Raw genomic sequence first — 20,186 nt, 5'->3', positions numbered from 1 at the left:
CTCTCCTCGGTTCTGTTCTTACTGGTTGCCGCAGGTGGACACGGCGGGCGTGTCCAGCCAGGGCAGGTCGTGCCCCATCCGGTCCCGCTTGGTGCGCAGGTAGCGGAGGTTGTGCTCGCCCGCCTGTACGGGCATCGGCTCGCGGCCGTTGACCTTGAGGCCGTGCCGGACGAGCGCGTCGGTCTTGTCGGGGTTGTTGGTCATCAGGCGCACGCTGCGGACGCCGAGGTCCTCGAGGATCTGGGCGCCGGCGCCGTAGTCCCGGGCGTCGGCGGGCAGACCGAGTTCCAGGTTGGCGTCGAGGGTGTCGCGGCCCCGCTCCTGAAGCTCGTACGCCCGGAGTTTGGACAGCAGCCCGATGCCGCGGCCCTCGTGGCCGCGCAGATAGACCACCACTCCCCTGCCCTCGGCCTGGATGCGCTCCAGGGAGGCGCCCAGCTGGGGGCCGCAGTCGCAGCGCAGGGAGTGGAAGATGTCGCCGGTGAGGCATTCGGAGTGGACGCGGACGAGGACGTCCTCGCCGTCGCCGATGTCGCCGTGCACCAGGGCGACGTGCTCGACGCCGTCGACGGTGGAGCGGTAGCCGTACGCCGTGAAGTCGCCGAAGGCGGTGGGGAGCTGGGTCTCGGCCTCGCGGCGGACGGTGGGCTCCGAGGAGCGGCGGTAGGCGATCAGGTCCTCGATGGAGATGATCGTCAGGCCGTGCTTGCGGGCGAACGGGATCAGTTCGGGGAGGCGGAGCATACGGCCGTCCTCTCCCGCGATCTCGACGATCGCACCGGCCGGGCGCAGGCCCGCGAGGCGGGCGAGGTCGACGGCGGCCTCGGTGTGGCCATTGCGGACCAGCACGCCGCCGGGCCGGGCGCGCAGCGGGAAGATGTGGCCGGGGCGGACGAGGTCGTCGGCCTGGGCCTCGCCGCTCGCGAGGAGTTGCAGGGTGGTGGCGCGGTCGGCGGCGGAGATGCCGGTGGTCACGCCGTGCGCGGCGGAGGCGTCCACCGAGACGGTGAACGCGGTCTTCATGGACTCGGTGTTGTCGTCGACCATCTGCGGCAGCCGCAGCCGGTCCAGCTCACCGCCCTCCATGGGGGCGCAGATCAGGCCACGGCACTCGCTCATCATGAAGGCGACGATCTCGGGGGTCGCCATCTCGGCGGCGATGACGAGGTCGCCCTCGTTCTCCCGGTCCTCGTCGTCGACGACCACGACCGGGCGGCCGGCGGCGATGTCGGCGATGGCCTGCTCGATCGGGTCGAGCGACCAGTCCTCGATGTTGTCCGTGCTGTACAGGACGGGTGCCGCGCTCATACCGGCGCTCCTTCCAGAACGGGCCGCGCGTCCTCGCGGGAGCGCAGCCACCAGTCGCGCATCCCCCACAGGACGAGTGCGCCGTAGATGACGTAGACGAAGCCGGAGAAGGCGTAGCCGTTGGCGAAGTTGAGCGGCACGCCGACCAGGTCGACGAGCAGCCACGCGAACCAGAACTCGACCATGCCGCGGGCCTGGGCGTACATCGCAACGATGGTGCCGACGAAGATGTACGCGTCCGGCCAAGGGTCCCAGGACAGGGTCGGATATGCCTTGAAGAGCAGGGCGACCGCGACCGTGCCGACGGCGGCCGCGACGACCATCGCGCCGCGCTCCCGCCAGGTGGCGAACCGCGGGGCGATCTGGCCGTCCTTGGACCTGCCCTTGCTGCGGTTCCACTGCCACCAGCCGTACAGGGCGACGGCCATGACGACGGCCTGTTTGCCGGCGCTGCCGGTCAGGTGGCCGAAGAAGGCCCCGAAGAGGATGAGGCCGGAGAGGAACTGCACCGGCCAGGTCCACAGGGAGCGCTGCCAGCCGAGCGCGAGGGCGATCAGGCCGAGGACGTTGCCGATCATGTCCGACCAGAGGATGTGCTGGTCGAAGAGGACGAAGGCCTCGGAGTTCAGCCCGTTCACTGTGCCGCCCCCTGGCCCGTCGCGAGCAGCCGCTCGACGTACTTGGCGATGATGTCGACCTCGAGGTTGACCGGGTCGCCGGGCTGCTTGAGGCCGAGCGTGGTCAGGGCGAGGGTGGTGGGGATCAGGCTGACGGAGAAGTGGTCGGGGCCCGCGTCGACGACGGTGAGGCTGATGCCGTCGACGGTGATGGAGCCCTTCTCGACGACATAGCGCGTGAGGTCCGCGGGGAGGGAGATCTTCACGATCTCCCAGTTGTCGGACGGCTTGCGCTCCAGGATCTCGCCGGTGCCGTCGACATGGCCCTGCACGATGTGGCCGCCTAGGCGTGCGCCGACCGCGGTGGGGCGTTCGAGGTTGACGCGGGAGCCTGCGGCGAGGATGCCCAGGCTGGAGCGGTTGAGTGTCTCGGCCATGACGTCGGCGGTGAACTCGTCGCCCTCGTGGTCGACGACGGTGAGACAGACACCGTTCACGGCGATGGAGTCGCCGTGCTTCGCGCCCTCGGTGACGATGGGGCCGCGCAGCCGGAAGCGGGAGGCGTCGCCGAGGTTCTCGACGGCGGTGATCTCGCCCAGCTCTTCGACGATTCCGGTGAACACTTCCCGGGTCCTCCTGCCTCTTCGGGCACGGACTCCGGGGCTGTCGATGACGACAGAATGTACGGACTGCGGCACTGGGGGCGACGCCGGACGGACCCGTCCCCGAGGGAACGAGCAAGATCGGCGGCGCGCACGAATGCCCGCCCGCCGCGCACTGCCTCCCATCCGGACTTTAACCGTCGGTCCAGGAATTTCACCTGGTCAACCGATCGCTGGAGGCGATCGGGTCGCGGACTGTAACCGCCGGTTCGGACTTTCACCGACCCCGGAGTGCGCTGCTTCTGGTACAGAGCCAGTGTGCCACGCCTGATCGAGGTCCATACGGGTGAAGGGTGTGCAGTGGCTCACAGACGGTGTGCCTGGAGAGCACCCTTGAGATTGGTCCATACCTATTGACGTACTGGTCTAGTCCTTTCTAAGCTCATGCGCCAAGGTCTCATCCCGAGCAGACCGGCCCGGCGGCGGTGACGACGGCCCTTGCCCGCCGTCGGGCCCTCCCAGTCCCCCGCTTGTGTGCCCACTGGTCAGGTCGTTCATATAGGGATGCGCGCCGTGGTGATCCCCGAGAAGCTGGTGTTCGTACGACGTCAGCTCGGCGCCGCTCCAGCCGGGAGCGCCCGGCGCGGAAGGGACTGAAGCAGCATGACCACGATCCTGGTGACCGGGGGTACGGGAACGCTCGGCCGGCACGTCACCGAGCGGCTGCGAGCGGACGGGCACGAGGTGCGGGTGCTCAGCAGGCACAGCCGGCCGTACGCCGTCGATCTGCGCGAGGGCGGCACCACACTGGACGCGGCCGTCGCGGGTGTGGACGCGATCGTGCACTGCGCCTCCAGTCCGCGCGGCGGTGACGAGCAGGCGGCGGAGCGTCTCATCGCGGCCGCGCACCGGGCCGGTGTGGGCCACCTGGTCTACATCTCGATCGTCGGCGTGGACCGGGTGCCGTTCGGCTACTACAAGTCCAAGCTCGCCGTGGAGAGGCTCGTCGGGGACTCGGGGCTGGACTGGACGGTGCTGCGGACGACCCAGTTCCACGATCTGCTGGGGCAGGTGTTCGGGGCGCTGGCCAAGCCGCCCGTGATGCTGCTGCCGACCGGTGTCTCCGACCAGCCGATCGAGGTGGCCGAGGTCGCGAACCGGCTCGCCGAGCTGGCCGCCGGGGCTCCCGCCGGGCGCGTCGAGGACATGGGAGGACCGGAGGTGCGGTCCTTGGAATCGCTGGCCCGCGCGTATCTGGCGGCGACCGGGCGGAAGCGGCGGATCGTGAGCGTGCCGCTGGCGGGCAAGGCGTACCGGGCGTTCCGTGCGGGCGGGCATCTCACGCCGGAACTGGCCGTGGGGAAGGGGACGTTCGAGGAGTATCTCGCGGCTCGGTTCGGAGCGGGGCGACGGCCGTAAGCGGCGTGTCCATCGACTACCGCTCTCCCGTGAGCACCGGTTACTACTCCCCCGGCGCGAACAACTCCTCCTGAGCCCGGTCGCGAGCGGTCAGCAGGGCCCCGCGCAGCACCGCGCCGCCGCCCAGGCTGCTGGCGCGCACCTCCGTGGGCAGCGGCGACATCCGGGCGAGCCGCCGGTGCACCCGGGCCGCCAGCTCATCCCCGCCCGCCCGGCCGACCTCGCCCGCCAGCACCACGCAACCGGGGTCCAGTACGGAGACGACGGCGGCGACGCCGAGGACCACGCGGTCGGCGAGGGCGTCGAGGAAGCGGTGGGCTGCTTCGACATCGGCGGTCGCGTGGTCGGCACCTCCAGCGCGGTCGGCATCCCCGTCGACGTCACGCCCGCTCGCGCCGACCAGACCCTCCCCAGCCGCCGCCCCCGTCACCCGCCCCACCGCCGCCCGCACCAGCCGCACCGCACGCGGCTCGTCGTCCGCGCCGGATGCCGTGACCCCGTGCTCGGCCGCCGGCGTCGCGATCGCCGCCGCGCCGGATGCCGTGACCCCGTGCTCCGCCGCCAGCGCCGCGATCGCCGCCGCGCCGGCCAGGGAGTGGAAGCCGCCCTCGCAGTCGGTGGCCGAGGGCAGGCCGGTGGTGCCCGGTACCGGCAGGAAGCCGAGTTCGCCGGTGCCGCCGGAGGCGCCGCGGCGGAGGCGGCCGTCGAGGACGACGGCGGCGCCGATGCCCATGCCGAGCCAGAGCAGGACGAAGGTGTCGCGGTCCCGGGCGGCGCCGTCGCGCATCTCGGCCAGGGCGGCGAGGTTGGTCTCGTTCTCGACGTTGACGCGGGCGTCCGGGAGGCGTTCCTGAAGGACGGCCACCAGTCGGCGATGCCACTCCGGCAGACCCGAGGAGTCCCGGAGTTCACCGTCGGCCGGGTCGATCAGGCCGGGCGCGCCGATCCCCACGGTGTGCAGCCGCCCCCACTCCTGGGCGGGCGCGCGCGGAGGCGCCGCCAGCGTCCCGGCCTCCTTCACCGCGCGCTCGACCAGGGTCACCGCCTGCTCCACCGCCGGTCCCGTACCGGTGTCGTCGCCGATCGGCACGGACGCCTCGGCGAGCACCCTGCCCAGCAGGTCGGAGACGACGACGGAGACGCCCTCGGTGCGGACGTCGAGCGCCGCCAGATGGGCCCGGTCGGCGACGATCCCGTACACCTTCGCGTTCGGCCCGCGCCGCTGCTCGCCCGACTCCCCCACCACCTCGATCAGTCCGGCGGCGGTGAGGCGTTCGACGAGGTCGGCGACGCTCGGCCGCGACAGGCCGGTCAGTTGCTTCAACTGCCCCGCCGTCAAGGGGCCCTCCTGCTGGAGCAGACGCAGGGCGAGCCGGTCGTTGATGGCTCGGGCGGTACTCGGGGATGCGGGCATGCCGGGATCCTTCCAGATCGGGCGGCCGGTAATCCGCTATCTATCAGGCAGGGTTCCTGATAGTTTACGCGGCGCGAGCGGGAACCATGAGCCAGGGAGGGGCCGCAGAATGAGCGCAGTGGTGTACGACCTACGTGAGGTGAGGCGGGCCCGGTATGCCGTGGCCGCCGTCTTCGCCGTGCACGGCGCCGTCACCGGTTCCTTCGCGACGCGGGTGCCCTGGATCCAGGACCATGCGGGGGTGAGCGCGGGCCAGTTGGGGCTCGCGCTGGCCTTTCCTGCGCTCGGCGCCTCCGTCGCGATGCCGCTCGCGGGCCGGATCAGCCACCGCTTCGGCGCCCGGAACGCCCTGCGCGGTCTGATCGCACTCTGGACGCTCTCGCTGGTCCTGCCCGCACTCGCCCCGAATCTGCTGACGCTGTGCCTGGCCCTGTTCACGTACGGCGCCACGGCGGGCATGGCGGACGTGGCGATGAACGCGCTCGGCGTCGAGGTCGAGAACCGTCTGGGCCGCTCGATCATGTCCGGCCTGCACGGCATGTGGAGCGCGGGCGCCCTGATCGGCTCGGCGGGCGGCACGCTCGCCGCGCACCTCGGCGCGGACGCCCGGCTGCACCACGCACTGGCGGCGGCCGTCCTGACCGTACTCGGCGTGGCCGCCTGCGCCTGGGTGCTCGACCTCCAGCCCGCCGAGGACGAGGAGCCGCCGCCCCGCTTCGCCCTGCCGCCCAGGTCGGCGCTACTGATCGGTGCGGTCGGGTTCTGCGCGGTGTTCGCGGAGGGCGCGAGCCTGGACTGGTCGGCGGTCTATCTGCGTGACCAGTTGGAGGCCTCGGCCGGTCTGGCGGCGGCCTGCACGACGGGCTTCACGCTCACCATGGCGATCGCCCGCATCGCCGGGGACAAGGTCGTGGACCGGTACGGCTCGGTGCGCACGGTGCGCACGAGCGGTGTCCTCGCCGTCCTCGGCGGGCTGCTGATCGTCGTCTCGGATCATCCGGCGGCGGCGATGAGCGGCTTCGCGCTGATGGGCCTGGGCATCGCCGTGGTCGTCCCGCTGTGCTTCGCCGCGGCGGGCCGCAGCGGGTCCAACCCCAGCCTGGCCATAGCGGGCGTCGCGACGATCACGTACACCTCGGGCCTGATCGCGCCCAGCGCCATCGGCACGCTGGCCCAGCTGACCAGCCTGGTCGTGTCGTTCGGGCTGGTGACCGTCCTGTCCGGCGGGCTCGTCGCCTTCGCCGGCGTGCTGCGCGCGGGCGACCGCGACCGGCCGAAGGTCAGCGCACCGGACGCGGCGGTTCCCGACCCCCGGCCCTGAAACGGTCACCAGCCCGGTCCGGTCGAAACGGTCACCAGCCCGGTCCGGTCAGCCCGCGATCGAGTCCAGTTGCTCGGCCGCCGGGCGCAGCGCCCACAGATCACCGCCGGGTGGCGCCTCCAGCAGTGGCACGGCCTGCCGCGCCCGGGCGTCGCCCGCGTCGGCCGCCGCATGTACGACGTCGGTCGCCGCGTAGCGGTGGAACTCCATCTCCGGGTGCGGCCACGCCTCGGCGCCGGTCGCGGCCGGCAGCAGATACCGCACCGCCTTGAACAGGCTCTGGCCGTCCGGACCTTGATGGGCCCACAGGTTCACGCCGAGGTTCCGGCCGATGGCCGCGAGCCGGGTGTAGGCGACGAGGTCGAAGGTCGAGTAGTGCCAGCTGCGGGTGCGGGTCAGCTCCTGCGGCTGGCTGCCGTCGGCCGCGATCTGCGGATCGATGCGCCGGGAGCCCGCCTCGCGGACGGTCTTGCGGGCCAGTTGCTTGTCGCCGGTCGCGTGCGCGAGGGCGGCGAGCTGCATGTCGTAGAACGTGCCGTGATTGTTGGTCGCGGCGGCCTCCTGCTTGCCGAAGTCGCTGTTCTTCAGCCAGTCGAGGAAGTCGGCGTTCCAGCGGTCCATCCTCGTGCGGTCGGCCTTCGTCCAGCCGGGGGCGCCCGTGCGGAGGATCGCCAGCGCGTCGACGACGGCGGTGTACGACTGCGAGAAGTCGATGATGCCGATCGCCCGGCCGTCGTACTTGCAGGGGATGAACTGCGCGTGGTTCAGGTTCGGGTTCATCCGGGTGGCCGGGTCGAGGAACCAGGTGCGCAGAATGCGTCCGGCCTTCTCGGCGTACCGCTGCCGGCCCGTGTAGTACCAGGCGAGCGCGAGGTCGTACGTCGAGTCGAAGACCTTCTCGACGTCCTGGCGGTCGGTGCCGCTGTCCACCTCGGGGTTGCGCTCGCCGTCGCGCTGGACGTAGGGGCAGCCCCAGGGGTTGTCGGCGGTGGGGGGCTTGGTGGGCCACCAGTAGGGCGCCTGGCTCAGGTAGTCGTGGACGTCGCCGCCGGGCGCGGGCTTGGGCTTGTCGACGACCGTCCAGGGGCCCTTGTCCAGCCAACGGTCGGCGCGGGCGGTCAAGTCCCGCAGGACACGGCGGAGTCGAGGGTCGCCACGGTCGAGCCGGATCTTCGTCTGCTGGAGGCGGGTGCCGTCGAGGACAGCCGTCTCCGGGACCATGGGAGCCGTGTACTCGGCGGCGGTCGCCGGGACGATCCCAGCGGCGAGCACGGCCGCCGTGGTCAGCAGGACGCTCAGGCGTTGTCTTGCACTCATCGAGCCTCCGATCACGAATGTGAACGACGTTCATGAGCAGGACTGGGTGAGCGTAGAACCGCCTGGTGGACATGACAATGGCTCGGACAGGCTTCATGTACAGAGATGGGGAAACCTGCGTCTACGACGCCGCCAGGTCATAGGCGTACGACGGACTGAACGTGCCCGGCGTGCCCTTGCAGCCGTCCGACTCCCCCGGCAGCTTGACCCACAGGTAACCGTCGATGCGGGTCTCGCCGGTGTTCAGGGTGGGCGCGCGGCCGATCCTCCGGCCGGCCGGGTCGCACCACTGGCCGTTGGCCGGGGCGCCGTTGCCGTTGCGGCTGGTGTCGATGACGGCGCCGAGGGAGGCGGGGCCGTCGAGGGCGTCGAGGACCTGTCGGTCGTAGACGATCTCGTCGGCCGTGCGGTGGAAGTTGGAGACGTTGCTGAAGATGCCGTCGGAGGAGGTGGCCGAGGCGGCGCCCGCCTGTTTCAGCAGCGCCGCCTGCTTGGCCGCCGGGTTCCAGCCGGAGTGGCCCGCGTCGAAGTAGACCCGCGCCTTGGGGTTCGCGGCCTTGAGGACGCGGCCCGCGCGGGCCAGCGAGGCGAAGCGGTCGGCGCGGGCACCGGCGGACAGACAGTCGGACTGGGCGATCGAGTCGGGCTCCAGGATCACGATGACGTCGCCGGAGCCCAGCCCAGCCGCGAAGGCGTCGATCCAGGCGTCGTACGCGCCGAGGTCGGGCGCACCGCCGTCCGAGTACCCGCCGCAGTCGCGGTCCGGGATGGCGTACGGCACGATCACCGGCGCCCGGCCCTGTGCCGCGCCGCCGGAGGTGACCGCGCGGACCCGGGCGGTGATGGTGGCCGGCGTGTAGTCGGCGAACCACACGGCCGCCGGATGATCGGCGATACGGGACTCGATGACCGCGTGGCGCGGGTCGCCGGGGTGGGCGCGGACCCAGTCGAGCACCTGGGAATCGGGGTGACGGTAGAGACGCGTGGACGCGGCAGACGTCTGCTGCTTCGGCTCCGTCTGCGTGGGCGAGGGGGTCGCGCTCTCTTCGTCCCTCTTCTTCGAGGGAGAGGGCGACGGGGTCGGGGAAGCGGACGCCTTCGCCGACGGGACCGCGGGCAGCGGTTCCAGGCGTGGTGAGCCGGTCACTTCGGGCCTGGCCTCGTCCAAGCCGCGTCCGTCGTCGAGCGCGGACAGCAGGCCGGTCACCGTGCCGACTGCGACCACGACGCAGGCCGCCGCGATCATGGCGCCGCGCGCACGTGAGCCTGACACAGTCCAGCTGCCCCCTTGTTCTGACCTGCGCGACGTTCTCCCCCGGCGCGACGTTCTCCCCGGCGCGACGGGCGCGTTACCCCATTCCGGGGAAGCGTCGGGCCCGCCGGTACCCCGGCCAGCCTAGGGCTGGGACCCTGCGTGCATGGCGCAATCGGAACAGATCACCACACCCGTCGACACGGTCGTCTCCCGCATGCGCGCCCTCGACGCGGCCCTGCCCGAGCGGGACGGGCTCGCCGTGTTCAACCGCGTCTACCTCACCGTCACGGAGGCCGTCGACCGGCGTATCGACGCGGGCCGGTTCGCCGACGCGCGGGCCGCGATCACGCTGGATGTGCGGTTCGCGGAGCGGTACTTGGCGGCCGTGGACGCCGTCGCCGGCGAACGGCGCCCGCCGGCCTGCTGGCGGCCCCTGTTCCAGTACCGCCGCCATCCCGGGGTACGTCCGCTGCAGTTCGCGCTGGCGGGCATCAACGCGCACATCGGTCACGATCTGGCGCTCGCGGTCGTGGACGCCTGTCGTACGCTCGGCTGCGAACCCGCCGAGCTGGAGGACGAGTTCGACCGCGTGGGTGATCTCCTCGTCTCGCTGGAGGAACGCATCCGCGAAGATCTGATGCCGGGCCCCGACCTCCTCCAGATCGCCGACCCGCTCACCCATCTGCTCGGCTCCTGGAGCCTGGAGCGGGCCAGGGACGCCACCTGGTCGACGGCCCGGGCACTGTGGGCGCTGCGTGAACTCCCCGATGTCGCCGAGGAGTTCACCGAGCGACTGGACGCGGTGGTGGGGTTCGCGGGACGGATGCTGCTCACCCCGCTCCCTGACTGACCCGGGTCAGTCCTCCGGAAGCTCCACCGGCGCGATCTCGTCGTACACGTCGCCCGGGCCGGGGTTGGTCGCGTCGGTCGCCCCGCCGAAGTGGTGCATGACGCCCCACACCGCGTTCAGCGCGGTCTGGATCGCGCCCTCGGCCCAGCCCGCCGTCCAGGAGATGTCGTCGCCGGCCAGGAAGATGCCCCGCTTGTCCTCGGGCAGCCGGTCCTGCATGAAGTGCGTGAACAGGCGCCGCTGGTAGCGGTAGTGACCGGGCAGGTTGGCCTTGAACGCGCCCATGAAGTAGGGCTCATTCTCCCAGGACACCGTCACCGGATTGCCGATGATGTGCTTCCTGATGTCCACCTTCGGATAGATCTCGCCCAGCGACTTCAGCATGACCTCCATCCGCTCGTTCGCGGACAGCGGCAGCCACTTCAGGCTGTCGTCACACCAGGTGTACGACAGACAGATCACCGCGGGCTTGTCGGGGCCGTCGTCGAGGAGGTAAGTCCCGCGCGTCATGCGGTCGGTGAGGGTCATCGACATGACGTCCCGGCCGGTCGGATTTCCCCTGTCGTCGACGGCCTTGTCGAGCCAGAAGGGCCGGTCGACGGGGACGAAGAGCTTGGAGCTCTCCATGTAGTGGGTACGCTCGATCGCCGTCCAGTGGTCGATCGGGAAGAGCGAGTCGTCGCAGGCGATCTTCGACAGCAGCATCCAGGACTGGGCGGTGAAGACGGCCGCCTTGAAGGTACGGATGTCGCCGTTCGCGTCGGTGACCGTGATGTGGTTACCTGCCGTGCGGTGCAGGCGGGTCACGGCGGGGCGCGGTTCACCGCCCTCGTGCAGGGACTTCAGTGAGGTGCCGTACGCCCAGTGCACGATCTTCTCCGGCTCGCGCTCCCAGAGCCTGAGCGGCAGCTGCTGGGAGCCGCCCACGATGCCGCGGTGGTGGTCGTCGGCCTCGGTGTAGACGACCCGCAGGATCTCCAGGATCGAGTTGGGGAAGTCGGTGTCCCAGCCGCCGGTGCCGAAGCCGACCTGGCCGAAGATCTCTCGGTGCCGGAAGGACCTGAAGGCCTCGGAGTCGCAGAGGAAGCCGTAGAAGGTCTGGTTGTCGAGCTTCTCGACGAGCTTCGCCCAGATCTCCCGGATGCGCGGCACGTCGCGCTCGCGCAGGGCCCGGTTCATGTCGGAGAAGTCGGCGCCCTCCTCCAGGCACCTGTTCCAAGCCGCGGCGACATCCCGGTAGACCTGCGGCAGGTCGTCGACCGTCTCGGCGTAGTGCGACTCACCCTTGAGGTCGACGACCGTCGAAGGGGTCGCCTCCGCAAGGGGGTTGGGGAAGGGCCGGGTCTCCAGACCCACCAGGTCGATGTAGTGCTGGAGCGCCGTGGAGGACGGCGGGAAGCGCATCGCGCCCATCTCGGCGGTGAGGGAAGGGTCGCAGCCGTCGAAACCGACGGTCCGCAGGCGCCCACCGATCTGGTCGGCCTCGTAGACCACGGGCTTCAGGCCCATCTTCATCAGCTCGTGGGCGGCCACGATGCCGGACAGCCCGCCGCCGATCACCGCGACCTCGGTGCCGTGCTCGGTCGCGGGTATCTGGCCGAGGCCCGCCGGGTGGGCGAGGAAGTCGTCGTACGCGTACGGGAAGTCCGGACCGAACATGGTGATCGGCGGCTGCTGCGCGTCGGCGTGCTGGACGGCGTTGGGCACCGTGGACGTCATGGGGTACGGACTCCTTGCAGGGGAAAATCAGGGGGAAGATCAGGGGATTTCAGATCAGGGACCCGTAGAGACCGGGGCGGCGGTCCTTCAGATACGGGTTGGCCTCGCGGGAGGCGGCGAGGAAGGCCGGATCGACGTCCGCCAGGAGCAGCTCCTCGCCGCGGCCGGCGCGGGTGCGGGCGATGCCGTCGGGGCCGGCCAGCGTGGAGAGCCCGACGAACTCGAACTCGCCTTCCTGGCCGACCCGGTTGACGTACGCGACGTACATCTGGTTCTCGAAGGCCCGCACCGGGACCACGGACTCGGCGACGAACTGGAACGGGTGCATCTGCGCGGTCGGCACCAGGAGGAGGTCGGTGCCGGCGAGGGCGTGGGCGCGGACGTTCTCCGGGAACTCGACGTCGTAGCAGATCATGAGGCCGACGCGGAGGCCGTTCAGTTCGGCCTGGACGACCGGCTGCTCGCCCGGGGTGAAGTGGTCGCGCTCGAAGCAGCCGAAGAGGTGGGTCTTGCGGTAGTTCGCGAGCCGGGTGCCGTCGGCGGAGATCAGCTGGGCGGAGTTGAAGACGGTCTCGCCGGAGCGCTCGGGGTAGCCGTAGGCGATCGCGAGGCCGTGCCGGGTGGCGGTCTCGGCGACGGCGTCGGCCCAGTCGCCGTCCGCGGTTTCGGCGAGGCGGGCGATGTCGTCGCCGATGGCGTACCCGGTCAGGAACATCTCCGGCGCGACCAGCAGTCCGGCACCGGCGTCCGCCGCCCGACCCGCGGCCTCGTCGAGGACCTTGAGGTTCTCGACGACGGAGCCGGGGCGGCCGGAGCTCTGGAGCAGGGCGGTGCGCATGCGTGATCCTCACCGGACGGAAGGGTGGTTGTGGGGGCCACGTAGACGGTACGGGCGGCCGGCTCGGGCGGACAAGGAGGAGCCGTTGCGCGTCGGTGAGCGGATTGTTGCGTCCGTTCCGGCTCCGGCGTCGATTCGTTGCGCGACCTCGGGCGGAGGTCCGGTACCCCCTGAGGCGCAGATCACCGCGGCGTCCCCGCCGGACGGCGGAGGCAGGGTGCCGCCCCTGGCGCGATGTGGCGCGGACGCCGCCCGGCGAGAGTGGTGGGCGTCCGGTTGACCTGCGGAAAGGACCGCCATGAACCGCCGTACGAAGACCGCCGTGCTCGGCGCCGCGCTGCTGCTCACCGCCGGGGCGGCGGGATCGGCCACTGCCGGGGATGACACGGACAAGCGGCGCGAGGCCGCCGCGCTCACCGGCGCCGCGAAGCTCTACCGCGTCGCCGGGGACGACATCACCTTCACCTTCGACGCGCATCTGGCGGCAAAGGACAACGACGACCCGATGAAGGCGAGCGGCACCTTCGAGTGGAGCCACTACTCACTGGACGGCGAAGGCGGCTGGGCGAAGGCGAAGGTCGACTGCCTGGTCACCGGCGGCAAGGTGGCCGTGGTGTCCGGGGTCGTCACGGACACGGACCTCGACGGGGTGAAAGGCATCCGGGTGGGCATCACCGTCCACGACACCGGCGGAATCGACCGGCTCGGCTACAGCTGGGCGGCAAGTGAGGACCTGGGGACGAAGGACCTGCCCAAGTGCGTGAGCTCGGCGCCGTTCGAGCGGGTGAAGAAGGGCACGGGCGACTTCAGGGTCGTGCCCTGGCAGCCAGGTTTCTAGATCTCGCGCAGCCGCGCGACGATCACCCGCAGCAGCTCGGGGTCGGCGGCGGGACCGTCCGGCCCCGTCCGCCGCGGTTCGTCGATGCGGACGAGTCCGGCCTCGGCCAGATCCCCGAGCAGTACGCGTACGACGGTCAGCGGCAGGTCGGCGTCCGCGGCGAGCTCGACGACCGGGCGGGGGCCGCGGTGTGCCAGGGCGAGCAGGGAGGCTCGCGCGTGGTCCACGCCCGGCGGTCCGCCGTCCGGCTGCAGGGCCGTGACCTGCGCCAACATGTCGATGTGGTCCGCGGGCCGGGTGCGTCCGTGGGTGACGGTGTAGGGGCGCACCATCGCCCCGGTCTCGTCCTCATACCAGTGCTCGTCGTCGGTCACGGGCGGATCAGGGGTCTGCCGGGTCGGCGGCGGCCGACCGTGCGCCGGTGGCCAGATGCCGGCCGATGCGGCGGACGAGCAGGGCCATCTCGTGGGCGAGCTGTCCGACGTCGGTCTGTGTCCCGCTCAGCACGGCGAGCCGGGTGCCGTCGCCGGCCGGGGTGATGAAGAGGTAGGCGTCGTCGAGCATCACCATCGTCTGCCGCACCTGCCCCGCGTCGAACCGCTCCCCCGCGGAGCGGGCGAGCCCGTGGAAGCCGGAGCAGACGGCGGCGAGGTGCTCGATGTCCCTGGCCGCCATGCCCTCCGACATGCTCAGCGGGAGGCCGTCTGCGGTGAGGAGTACGGCCTGGCGGACGTGATCGGTCCGGGCGACGAGGTCGTCGAGGAGCCAGCCGAGGTCGGTGCCGGCACGTTCTGGAACGGAGTTCTGGTCAGGGCCCATTGTCGGCGTCCGTCCCCTCGGTGTCGGTTCGCTGCGTGGTGTCGGCGGGCAGGCCCTTGCGGCCGCGGTCGGTGCCGCGCTGGAAGGCACCGAAGATCGCTCGCATCTCGTCGGGCGTGACGTCGGTACCCGGCGCGTCCGCAGCCGGCCCGTCGTCGCGCAGGCCCTCGGCGAGCGAGGCCTGACGGACGCGGGTGGGCAGAGCGGGCGCGGCCTGGTCGCGGGTGGGGAGGGCGGGCGCGGCTTGGTCGCGGGTGGGCAGCGCGGGCGCGGCCTGGTCGCGGGTGGGCAGCGCGGGCGCGGCCTGGTCGCGGGTGGGCAGCGCGGACGTGGCCCGGTCGCGGGTGGGCAGGGCGAGCACGTCCGCCCCGCTCCCGGGCTCCTCCCGCCCCTTCCGCGACGCCGCCGCCCCGGACAGCCCCGCACTCCACACCTCGGACGCCCCTGACCTCCCGCTCCCCGACTCCCCCCGCCCCTTCCGCGACGCCGGCGCCCCCGACGGCCCCGCATCCCGCACCGCGGACGCCCTCGACCTCCCGCTCTCCGACGCCTCCGGCGTCCGCCCGTCGACCTCGGCGAGCACCCCCTCCGGCGTCCGCCCGTACACCTCCGCCAACACCCCCTCCGGCAGCAGCACCACCGCCGTCGTCCCGCCGTACGGCGACCCGCACAGCGTGACCTCGATGCCGTGCCGCGCCGCGAGCCGGCCCACGACGTACAGGCCCAGCCGGTCGTGCCGGGTCGGGTCGAAGTGGTCCGGGTCGGTGAGCGTGCGCCGGGCCTCCTCGAGCTGGTCGGGGTCGAGGCCGAGACCCCGGTCGTCGATCTCCAGGACGAAGCCGCCGCGGGCCTGCCCGGTGCGCATGGTCACCCGGGTGCGCGGCGGCGAGAACACCGTGGCGTTCTCGACGAGTTCGGCGATGAGATGGACGACATCGGCGACCGCGTCGGCCGAGACGCCGACCCGCGGCATCGGCGGCACCTCCACGCGCGCATAGTCCTCGATCTCGCCCACCGCGGAGGAGACGACGTCGGCGATCGGCACCGGACGCCGCCATCTGCGGCCGGGCGTCGCGCCGGAGAGGATGATCAGGCCCTCCGCGTGGCGCCGCATCCGGGTGGTGAGATGGTCGATGCGGAACAACTGGTCGAGGATGTCCGGGTCGTTCGTCCGCCGCTCCAGCGTGTCGACGAGTTTCAGCTGGCGGTGCACCAACGCCTGGTTGCGCCGGGCGATGGTGAGCAGCACCGAGAACTGGCCCCGGCGAAGGGTGGCTTGCCGCACGGCCGCCTCGATCGCGGCGTGCCGGGCGGCGTTGAAGGACCGGCCGACCTGACCGATCTCGTCGGCGCCCGCCTCCCCGTCGGACAGTGGCGGCGCCTCGGCGAGCGCGTCCACCTCGTCGCCCGCGCTCAACCGCTCCATGACGTCCGGGAGTTGACGCGCCGTGAGCAGATCGGCCGCGTCCCGCAGATCCTCCAGCCGACGCGAGATACGACGCGCCCCGCGCACCGCGAACCACAGCAACAGCCCTACGGCCGCCAGCCCCACGACACCCACCACCGCGGCCTTGGCCAGCTCACGGTAGGCGAACGCCCGCCCGCGCTCGGCGGAGTTCCGCGCCGCCTCGGAGCACAACTCCATGTACCGCTTGACCGCACGGTCGGTCGTCGTCCGCCATGAGTCGGCCGCGACGGCCTGCCCCGCCCCGTCGGCGCCGGCCCGCAGCAGGGCGTCCTCACCGTCGGTCAGCGCCCGGTGCGCCTCCCCGCGCCGGAACTCCTCGAAGAGCGCCCGCGAGTCCGACGGCAGATCCGGCACATACGTCCGCTGGAAGACCCGCCGGTCCTCGATCGTCGCCGTGAGCGTGTCGTACTGCCGGTCGGTGAGGGTGCCGGCCGCCCGCGCACCGGCGACGAGGGCGTCCTCGCGGGAGACGAACTCCCGTACCCGGACTAGCTCGATGACGACCTGCGCCTCCCGCGCCAGCTGCCCGGCCTGCAGCGCGGTGAGCGTGGACTGGACGTCGAACCCGGGCTCCACGAGGGCGCCGTACTCGGTGACGGCTCGGTCCCAGGAGATCTCGCGGGTCAGCACGCGCTCGCGCAGCCCGTCGAGTCCGTCCACGGTGCCGAGCATGGTGTCGAGGGCCCGCCGCTGCCGGTCGGAGAGCCGGTCGCGGTCCCCGCCCCGGACCGCCTCGCGCAGCGCGGTCACCGCGCGATCGGTGCGGCGCTGCTGTTCCATGAGGTCCAGGGCGGCCGGTGTGCGGTGGCCGGCGCCCAAGTAGGCGGCGGCGAGCCGTCGTTCGATCTGGATCTGCCCGATCGCCGTGTCGACGGGGGTGCCGAAGTCGTCGTACACCCCCTCGACCCGGGCGAGAGCGCGCAGTTCACCGGTGACCAACACCATGGCGAAGCTCCACAGCGCCATCAGTGCGACCACCGGGGCGAGCGCGAGCGCCACGATGCGGGCGCGGACCGTGGTGGGACGGCCGATGAGCCGGCGCATGGTCTCCTCAGGGTTACCCGCAGGTGTTACCCGCCGGTAGCACGCGGGCGCCTGCAACTTACGGGATGCCGCACAGGGAACGCAACGGTTGCCGGGAGTAACAGGAACGCCCGCCGCGTGGCCGCCCGGCGCGACCCGTCACCTCACCGCGTGGTCGCCCGGCGTGCCCCCTCACCTCACCGCCTCGCCGCTCTCCCGGCCGCCAGCAGGGCCGCTGTCACCAGGTACGGCACCGCGAACACGGCGAAGGCGGTGCTGTGCGCGGCCGTCGCACCGATCGTCGCGTACGCGCCGTACGTGGCGACCGTGGCCAGCTCGGTGCCGAGACCGGCGAGCGAGGTCAGGGTGGCCCGGCGGCTGTCGTCGATACGGTCCTGGAGGCGGGCGTCGGCGAGCACGGTCGCCAGCTGGAAGCCGCCGAAGGCGAGGGCCACGAGGCCGATCCCGGCCACGGACGACGCGGTGGCACCGACGGCGAGGGCGAGCGCGGCGCCCGCGAGGAGTCCCGCGAACCCTGCCGTGCCGAGGCGTTCGGCGGGACCGGCCAGCAGGCTCCCGGCCGTGGCACCCGCCCAGATCAGCAGAAGCAGGTACGGAACGCTCTCGTCCGGCACGCCGAAGTCCCGCACCAGGAGCGCCGTGTACTCGTCGAGCGCGCCCCACACCGCGGTGACGGCCGGAACGAGCAGCAGCGCCCCGACCACCGACCGGTCGGCGCGTGCTTCGGCGAGTCCCGCCCGCAGGGTCGCGGTCCAGTTGTCGTCGTCCTCCGGGGGCGTCCGGTGCTCCGGGAACCGGCTGGCGGTCGCCGCGGCGAGCAGACAGGCCAGGACGCTCGCCGTCCCGACGGCCGGGTAACCGCCCCAAGCGAACACCGGCCCGGCGAGCCCCATCGCCGCCATGACGGCGATCAGTCCCGACGCCCGCGCACGGCCCATGACTCGGGCGTACCGGTCGGCCGCGCCGAGCCGGTCCAGCTCGTCGTGGACCAGGGCCTCCAGCGCACCGGAGCCCAGCGCTCCACCGGCGCCCCACAGGACGAAGCCGGCCGCGAAGGCCCAGTACGACGGGACGATCACCCACAGCGCGAAGCCGGCGGCGGTCAGCAGCGGGCCGAGCCACAGCAGCAGCCGGCGGGAGACGGCGTCGGCCCAGGCACCGGAGGGGACCTCCAGCAGGACGCCGGTGATCGACCACAGGGCGAAGAGGGGGGAGATCTGCCAGACCGACAGCCCGGTGTCGCTGAACAGCAGCGCGTACACCGGGTACAGCAGGACGAATTCGTCCAGGAACGAGTAGCCGTACAGCGTCGCGGTCAGCCGTCGGACGCCAGGCTCTGGTGAGGATCAATGTCGCCAGGTCATGACACCGATGGTAGACCGGCCGAGCACATGCGTGCCCGGAATTATGCCGGAGTTACGTGGGCGATCCCGACGAGAACCGGCGCAGCAGCGGCGACAGCACCAGCACCGACTTCGTGCGCTCCACGAACGGCTCGCCCGCGATCCGCTCCAGCACCCGCTCGAAGTGACGCATGTCGGAGGCGAAGACCTGGACGACCGCGTCCGCGTCACCGGTGACGGTCGACGCGGCCACGACCTCCTGATAGCGCTCCAGGCCCCGCCGGATGGTCTCCGGCGAGGTGTTGTGCCGGCAGTAGATCTCGACGAACCCCTCGGTCTCCCAGCCGAGCGCCGACGGGTCCACCCGGACGGTGAATCCGGTGATGGCGCCGGTGGCGCGCAGCCGGTCCACGCGCCGCTTCACGGCGGGCGCGGACAGGCCGACCAGTTGCCCGATGTCGGCGTAGGAGCGGCGGGCGTCCTCGGCGAGGGCGTGCACGATGCGTTCGTCGAGATCGTTCAGCACTGCGGGAAGGTCACTTCACTTCTGGTGTTGCAAGGCGGGACCGGCGATAGCCGTACACGAAGTAGAACACGAGACCGGCGGCCATCCAGCACCCGAAGACGACCCAGGTCACGGAGTCCAGGCTGAACATGTTGTACGCGCAGAAGCCGAAGCCCAGGACCGGCAGGACCGGCCCGAAGGGGACCTTGAACGTCCGCTCCAGCTCGGGTCGCTTGTACCGCAGCACGATCACCGCGATGTTGACCAGCGCGAAGGCGAACAGCGTGCCGATGCTGGTGGCATCGACGAGCTTGCCCAGCGGGATCAGAGCGGCGAGCGCACCGCAGAACAGCGACACGATCACCGTGTTGAGGCGGGGCGCGCCGGTCTTGGCGTGGACCTTGCCGAGCGCCTTGGGCACCAGGCCGTCGCGGGACATGGCGAAGAGGATGCGGGTCTGGCCGTAGAGCACGGTGAGGACCACGCTCGCGATGGAGATCACGGCGCCGAGCGCCAGCAGGGTGCCCCAGTAACTCTGGCCGCTGACGTCGTTCATGATCGCGGCAAGGGAGGCCTCGGAGCCCTCGAACTTGGTCCAGTTCCAGGCGCCGACGGCGACGGCCGCGACGAGCACGTACAGCGCGGTGACGATGATCAGCGAGAGCATGATCGCCCGCGGCAGGTCCTTCTTGGGATTCTTCGCCTCCTCACCGGCGGTGGAGGCGGCGTCGAAGCCGATGTACGAGAAGAAGAGCGTGGCGCCCGCCGCACTCACGCCCGCCATGCCGAGCGGCATGAAGTCCTCGTAGTTGCCGGACTTGAAGCCCATGAAGCCGACCGCGCAGAACAGCACGAGCGCGGCGATCTTCACCGCGACCATGATCGTGTTGGCGCGGGCAGACTCCCGGACGCCACCCAGCAGGAACACCATCGCCAGCAGGACCACGATCAGCGCGGGCAGGTTGATGATCCCGCCCTCGCCGGGCGCGGACGACAGCGTCGCCGGGATGGTGACCCCTATCGTCCCGTCGAGCAGTTCGTTGAGGTACTCGCCCCAGCCGACCGCGACGGCGGCCACGGACACGCCGTACTCCAGCACCAGGCACCAGCCGCAGACCCAGGCCACGAGTTCGCCCATCGTTGCGTACGCATACGAGTACGAGGAGCCCGCGACCGGGATGCTGCCGGCGAGTTCCGCGTACGACAGCGCCGAGAACAGGGCCGTGAGACCGGCGATGACGAAGGCGAGGGTGACCGCGGGGCCCGCCTCGGGGACGGCGTCGCCGAGCACGACGAAGATGCCGGTGCCGAGCGTGGCACCGATGCTGATCATGGTCAGCTGCCACAGTCCGAGGGAGCGGCGCAGCGACCCTCCCTCACCCTGGCCGCCCTCCGCGACCAGGTGTTCCACGGGCTTGCGACGCAACAGGCGCGCGCCGACGCCCGGGGAAGGGGGGACGTTCTGACTGCGGTCGTGCGGGGGTGCGCCTTGGTCGAGCACGCGCTGGC

18 protein-coding genes and 1 riboswitch are annotated in these 20,186 nt (G+C 71.6%); of the genes, 4 read left to right on the top strand and 14 right to left on the bottom strand.

Annotated features, from left to right (window positions below; translation table 11 throughout):
• Positions 1 to 18: 18 nt before the first annotated feature.
• From OG828_RS40470 to OG828_RS40460, 3 genes are read right to left on the bottom strand one after another with little or no spacing between them, the layout of a single operon-like run.
• The gene (locus OG828_RS40470) at positions 19 to 1,308 is read right to left on the bottom strand and encodes a bifunctional 3,4-dihydroxy-2-butanone-4-phosphate synthase/GTP cyclohydrolase II (RefSeq protein WP_328368336.1); all 1,290 of its coding nucleotides are present in this window, start codon (positions 1,306 to 1,308) and stop codon (positions 19 to 21) included.
• Entirely contained in the window at positions 1,305 to 1,946 is a 642-nt protein-coding gene (locus OG828_RS40465; RefSeq protein ID WP_328368333.1) for a nicotinamide mononucleotide transporter family protein, read from the bottom strand. Before OG828_RS40465 ends, OG828_RS40470 begins: the two co-directional genes overlap by 4 nt.
• Positions 1,943 to 2,548, bottom strand: a complete 606-nt coding sequence (locus tag OG828_RS40460) for a riboflavin synthase (RefSeq protein ID WP_328503954.1) — start codon at positions 2,546 to 2,548, stop codon at positions 1,943 to 1,945. Before OG828_RS40460 ends, OG828_RS40465 begins: the two co-directional genes overlap by 4 nt.
• 147 nt (positions 2,549 to 2,695) lie before the next feature.
• Positions 2,696 to 2,826: riboswitch (FMN riboswitch) on the bottom strand.
• A 364-nt stretch (positions 2,827 to 3,190) separates the two neighbouring features.
• Between OG828_RS40460 and OG828_RS40455 the strand changes: the two genes are divergently transcribed.
• Complete coding sequence (locus OG828_RS40455; protein ID WP_328503953.1) at positions 3,191 to 3,946, top strand: SDR family oxidoreductase; 756 nt, start codon at positions 3,191 to 3,193, stop codon at positions 3,944 to 3,946.
• 43 nt (positions 3,947 to 3,989) lie between these two features.
• Here OG828_RS40455 and OG828_RS40450 read toward each other — a convergent pair whose 3' ends face one another.
• Positions 3,990 to 5,360, bottom strand: coding sequence for an ROK family transcriptional regulator (locus tag OG828_RS40450; RefSeq protein ID WP_328503952.1), 1,371 nt, complete (start codon positions 5,358 to 5,360; stop codon positions 3,990 to 3,992).
• A gap of 109 nt (positions 5,361 to 5,469) precedes the next feature.
• Between OG828_RS40450 and OG828_RS40445 the strand changes: the two genes are divergently transcribed.
• Positions 5,470 to 6,681, top strand: a complete 1,212-nt coding sequence (locus tag OG828_RS40445; protein WP_328503951.1) for an MFS transporter — start codon at positions 5,470 to 5,472, stop codon at positions 6,679 to 6,681.
• A 48-nt stretch (positions 6,682 to 6,729) separates the two neighbouring features.
• Here the strand turns inward: OG828_RS40445 and OG828_RS40440 are convergent, their stop codons facing one another.
• Both OG828_RS40440 and OG828_RS40435 read right to left on the bottom strand, forming a co-directional pair.
• Positions 6,730 to 7,998, bottom strand: a complete 1,269-nt coding sequence (locus OG828_RS40440; RefSeq protein WP_328441592.1) for an alginate lyase family protein — start codon at positions 7,996 to 7,998, stop codon at positions 6,730 to 6,732.
• 121 nt (positions 7,999 to 8,119) lie between these two features.
• Complete coding sequence (locus OG828_RS40435; RefSeq protein ID WP_328505023.1) at positions 8,120 to 9,244, bottom strand: glycoside hydrolase family 6 protein; 1,125 nt, start codon at positions 9,242 to 9,244, stop codon at positions 8,120 to 8,122.
• Positions 9,245 to 9,416: 172 nt separating this feature from the next.
• On the opposite strand from OG828_RS40435, the gene OG828_RS40430 reads away from it, so the two are divergent.
• Positions 9,417 to 10,103 (top strand): DUF5995 family protein, encoded by a 687-nt coding sequence (locus tag OG828_RS40430; protein WP_328368315.1) that lies wholly within the window; start codon positions 9,417 to 9,419, stop codon positions 10,101 to 10,103.
• A 6-nt stretch (positions 10,104 to 10,109) separates the two neighbouring features.
• Here the strand turns inward: OG828_RS40430 and OG828_RS40425 are convergent, their stop codons facing one another.
• Both OG828_RS40425 and OG828_RS40420 read right to left on the bottom strand, forming a co-directional pair.
• Entirely contained in the window at positions 10,110 to 11,822 is a 1,713-nt protein-coding gene (locus OG828_RS40425) for a flavin monoamine oxidase family protein (protein ID WP_328503950.1), read from the bottom strand.
• A gap of 49 nt (positions 11,823 to 11,871) precedes the next feature.
• Complete coding sequence (locus tag OG828_RS40420) at positions 11,872 to 12,660, bottom strand: carbon-nitrogen hydrolase family protein (RefSeq protein ID WP_328503949.1); 789 nt, start codon at positions 12,658 to 12,660, stop codon at positions 11,872 to 11,874.
• 298 nt (positions 12,661 to 12,958) lie between these two features.
• On the opposite strand from OG828_RS40420, the gene OG828_RS40415 reads away from it, so the two are divergent.
• On the top strand, positions 12,959 to 13,498 hold the full coding sequence (locus OG828_RS40415; protein WP_328503948.1) for a hypothetical protein: 540 nt from the start codon (positions 12,959 to 12,961) through the stop codon (positions 13,496 to 13,498).
• On the opposite strand, the gene OG828_RS40410 is transcribed toward OG828_RS40415, so the two are convergent.
• The 6 genes from OG828_RS40410 to OG828_RS40385 form a co-directional block, all read right to left on the bottom strand.
• Positions 13,495 to 13,872 (bottom strand): DUF742 domain-containing protein, encoded by a 378-nt coding sequence (locus OG828_RS40410; protein ID WP_328503947.1) that lies wholly within the window; start codon positions 13,870 to 13,872, stop codon positions 13,495 to 13,497. The two genes, OG828_RS40415 and OG828_RS40410, sit on opposite strands and share 4 nt — an antisense overlap.
• A 7-nt stretch (positions 13,873 to 13,879) precedes the next feature.
• The gene (locus OG828_RS40405) at positions 13,880 to 14,317 is read right to left on the bottom strand and encodes a roadblock/LC7 domain-containing protein (RefSeq protein ID WP_328503946.1); all 438 of its coding nucleotides are present in this window, start codon (positions 14,315 to 14,317) and stop codon (positions 13,880 to 13,882) included.
• The gene (locus OG828_RS40400) at positions 14,307 to 16,829 is read right to left on the bottom strand and encodes a sensor histidine kinase (protein ID WP_328503945.1); all 2,523 of its coding nucleotides are present in this window, start codon (positions 16,827 to 16,829) and stop codon (positions 14,307 to 14,309) included. Before OG828_RS40400 ends, OG828_RS40405 begins: the two co-directional genes overlap by 11 nt.
• A gap of 176 nt (positions 16,830 to 17,005) precedes the next feature.
• Entirely contained in the window at positions 17,006 to 18,148 is a 1,143-nt protein-coding gene (locus tag OG828_RS40395; protein WP_328505022.1) for an MFS transporter, read from the bottom strand.
• A gap of 97 nt (positions 18,149 to 18,245) precedes the next feature.
• Complete coding sequence (locus tag OG828_RS40390) at positions 18,246 to 18,698, bottom strand: Lrp/AsnC family transcriptional regulator (RefSeq protein WP_062713983.1); 453 nt, start codon at positions 18,696 to 18,698, stop codon at positions 18,246 to 18,248.
• Positions 18,699 to 18,708: 10 nt separating this feature from the next.
• The gene (locus tag OG828_RS40385) at positions 18,709 to 20,178 is read right to left on the bottom strand and encodes an amino acid permease (RefSeq protein WP_328441583.1); all 1,470 of its coding nucleotides are present in this window, start codon (positions 20,176 to 20,178) and stop codon (positions 18,709 to 18,711) included.
• Positions 20,179 to 20,186 lie beyond the last annotated feature (8 nt).

The sequence above is a fragment of the Streptomyces sp. NBC_00457 genome, from assembly GCF_036014015.1.
Taxonomy (GTDB): Bacteria; Actinomycetota; Actinomycetes; order Streptomycetales; family Streptomycetaceae; genus Streptomyces.
Note: the sequence above shows the minus strand (reverse complement) of the source record. Positions and strands in the feature narration are given on the sequence as shown.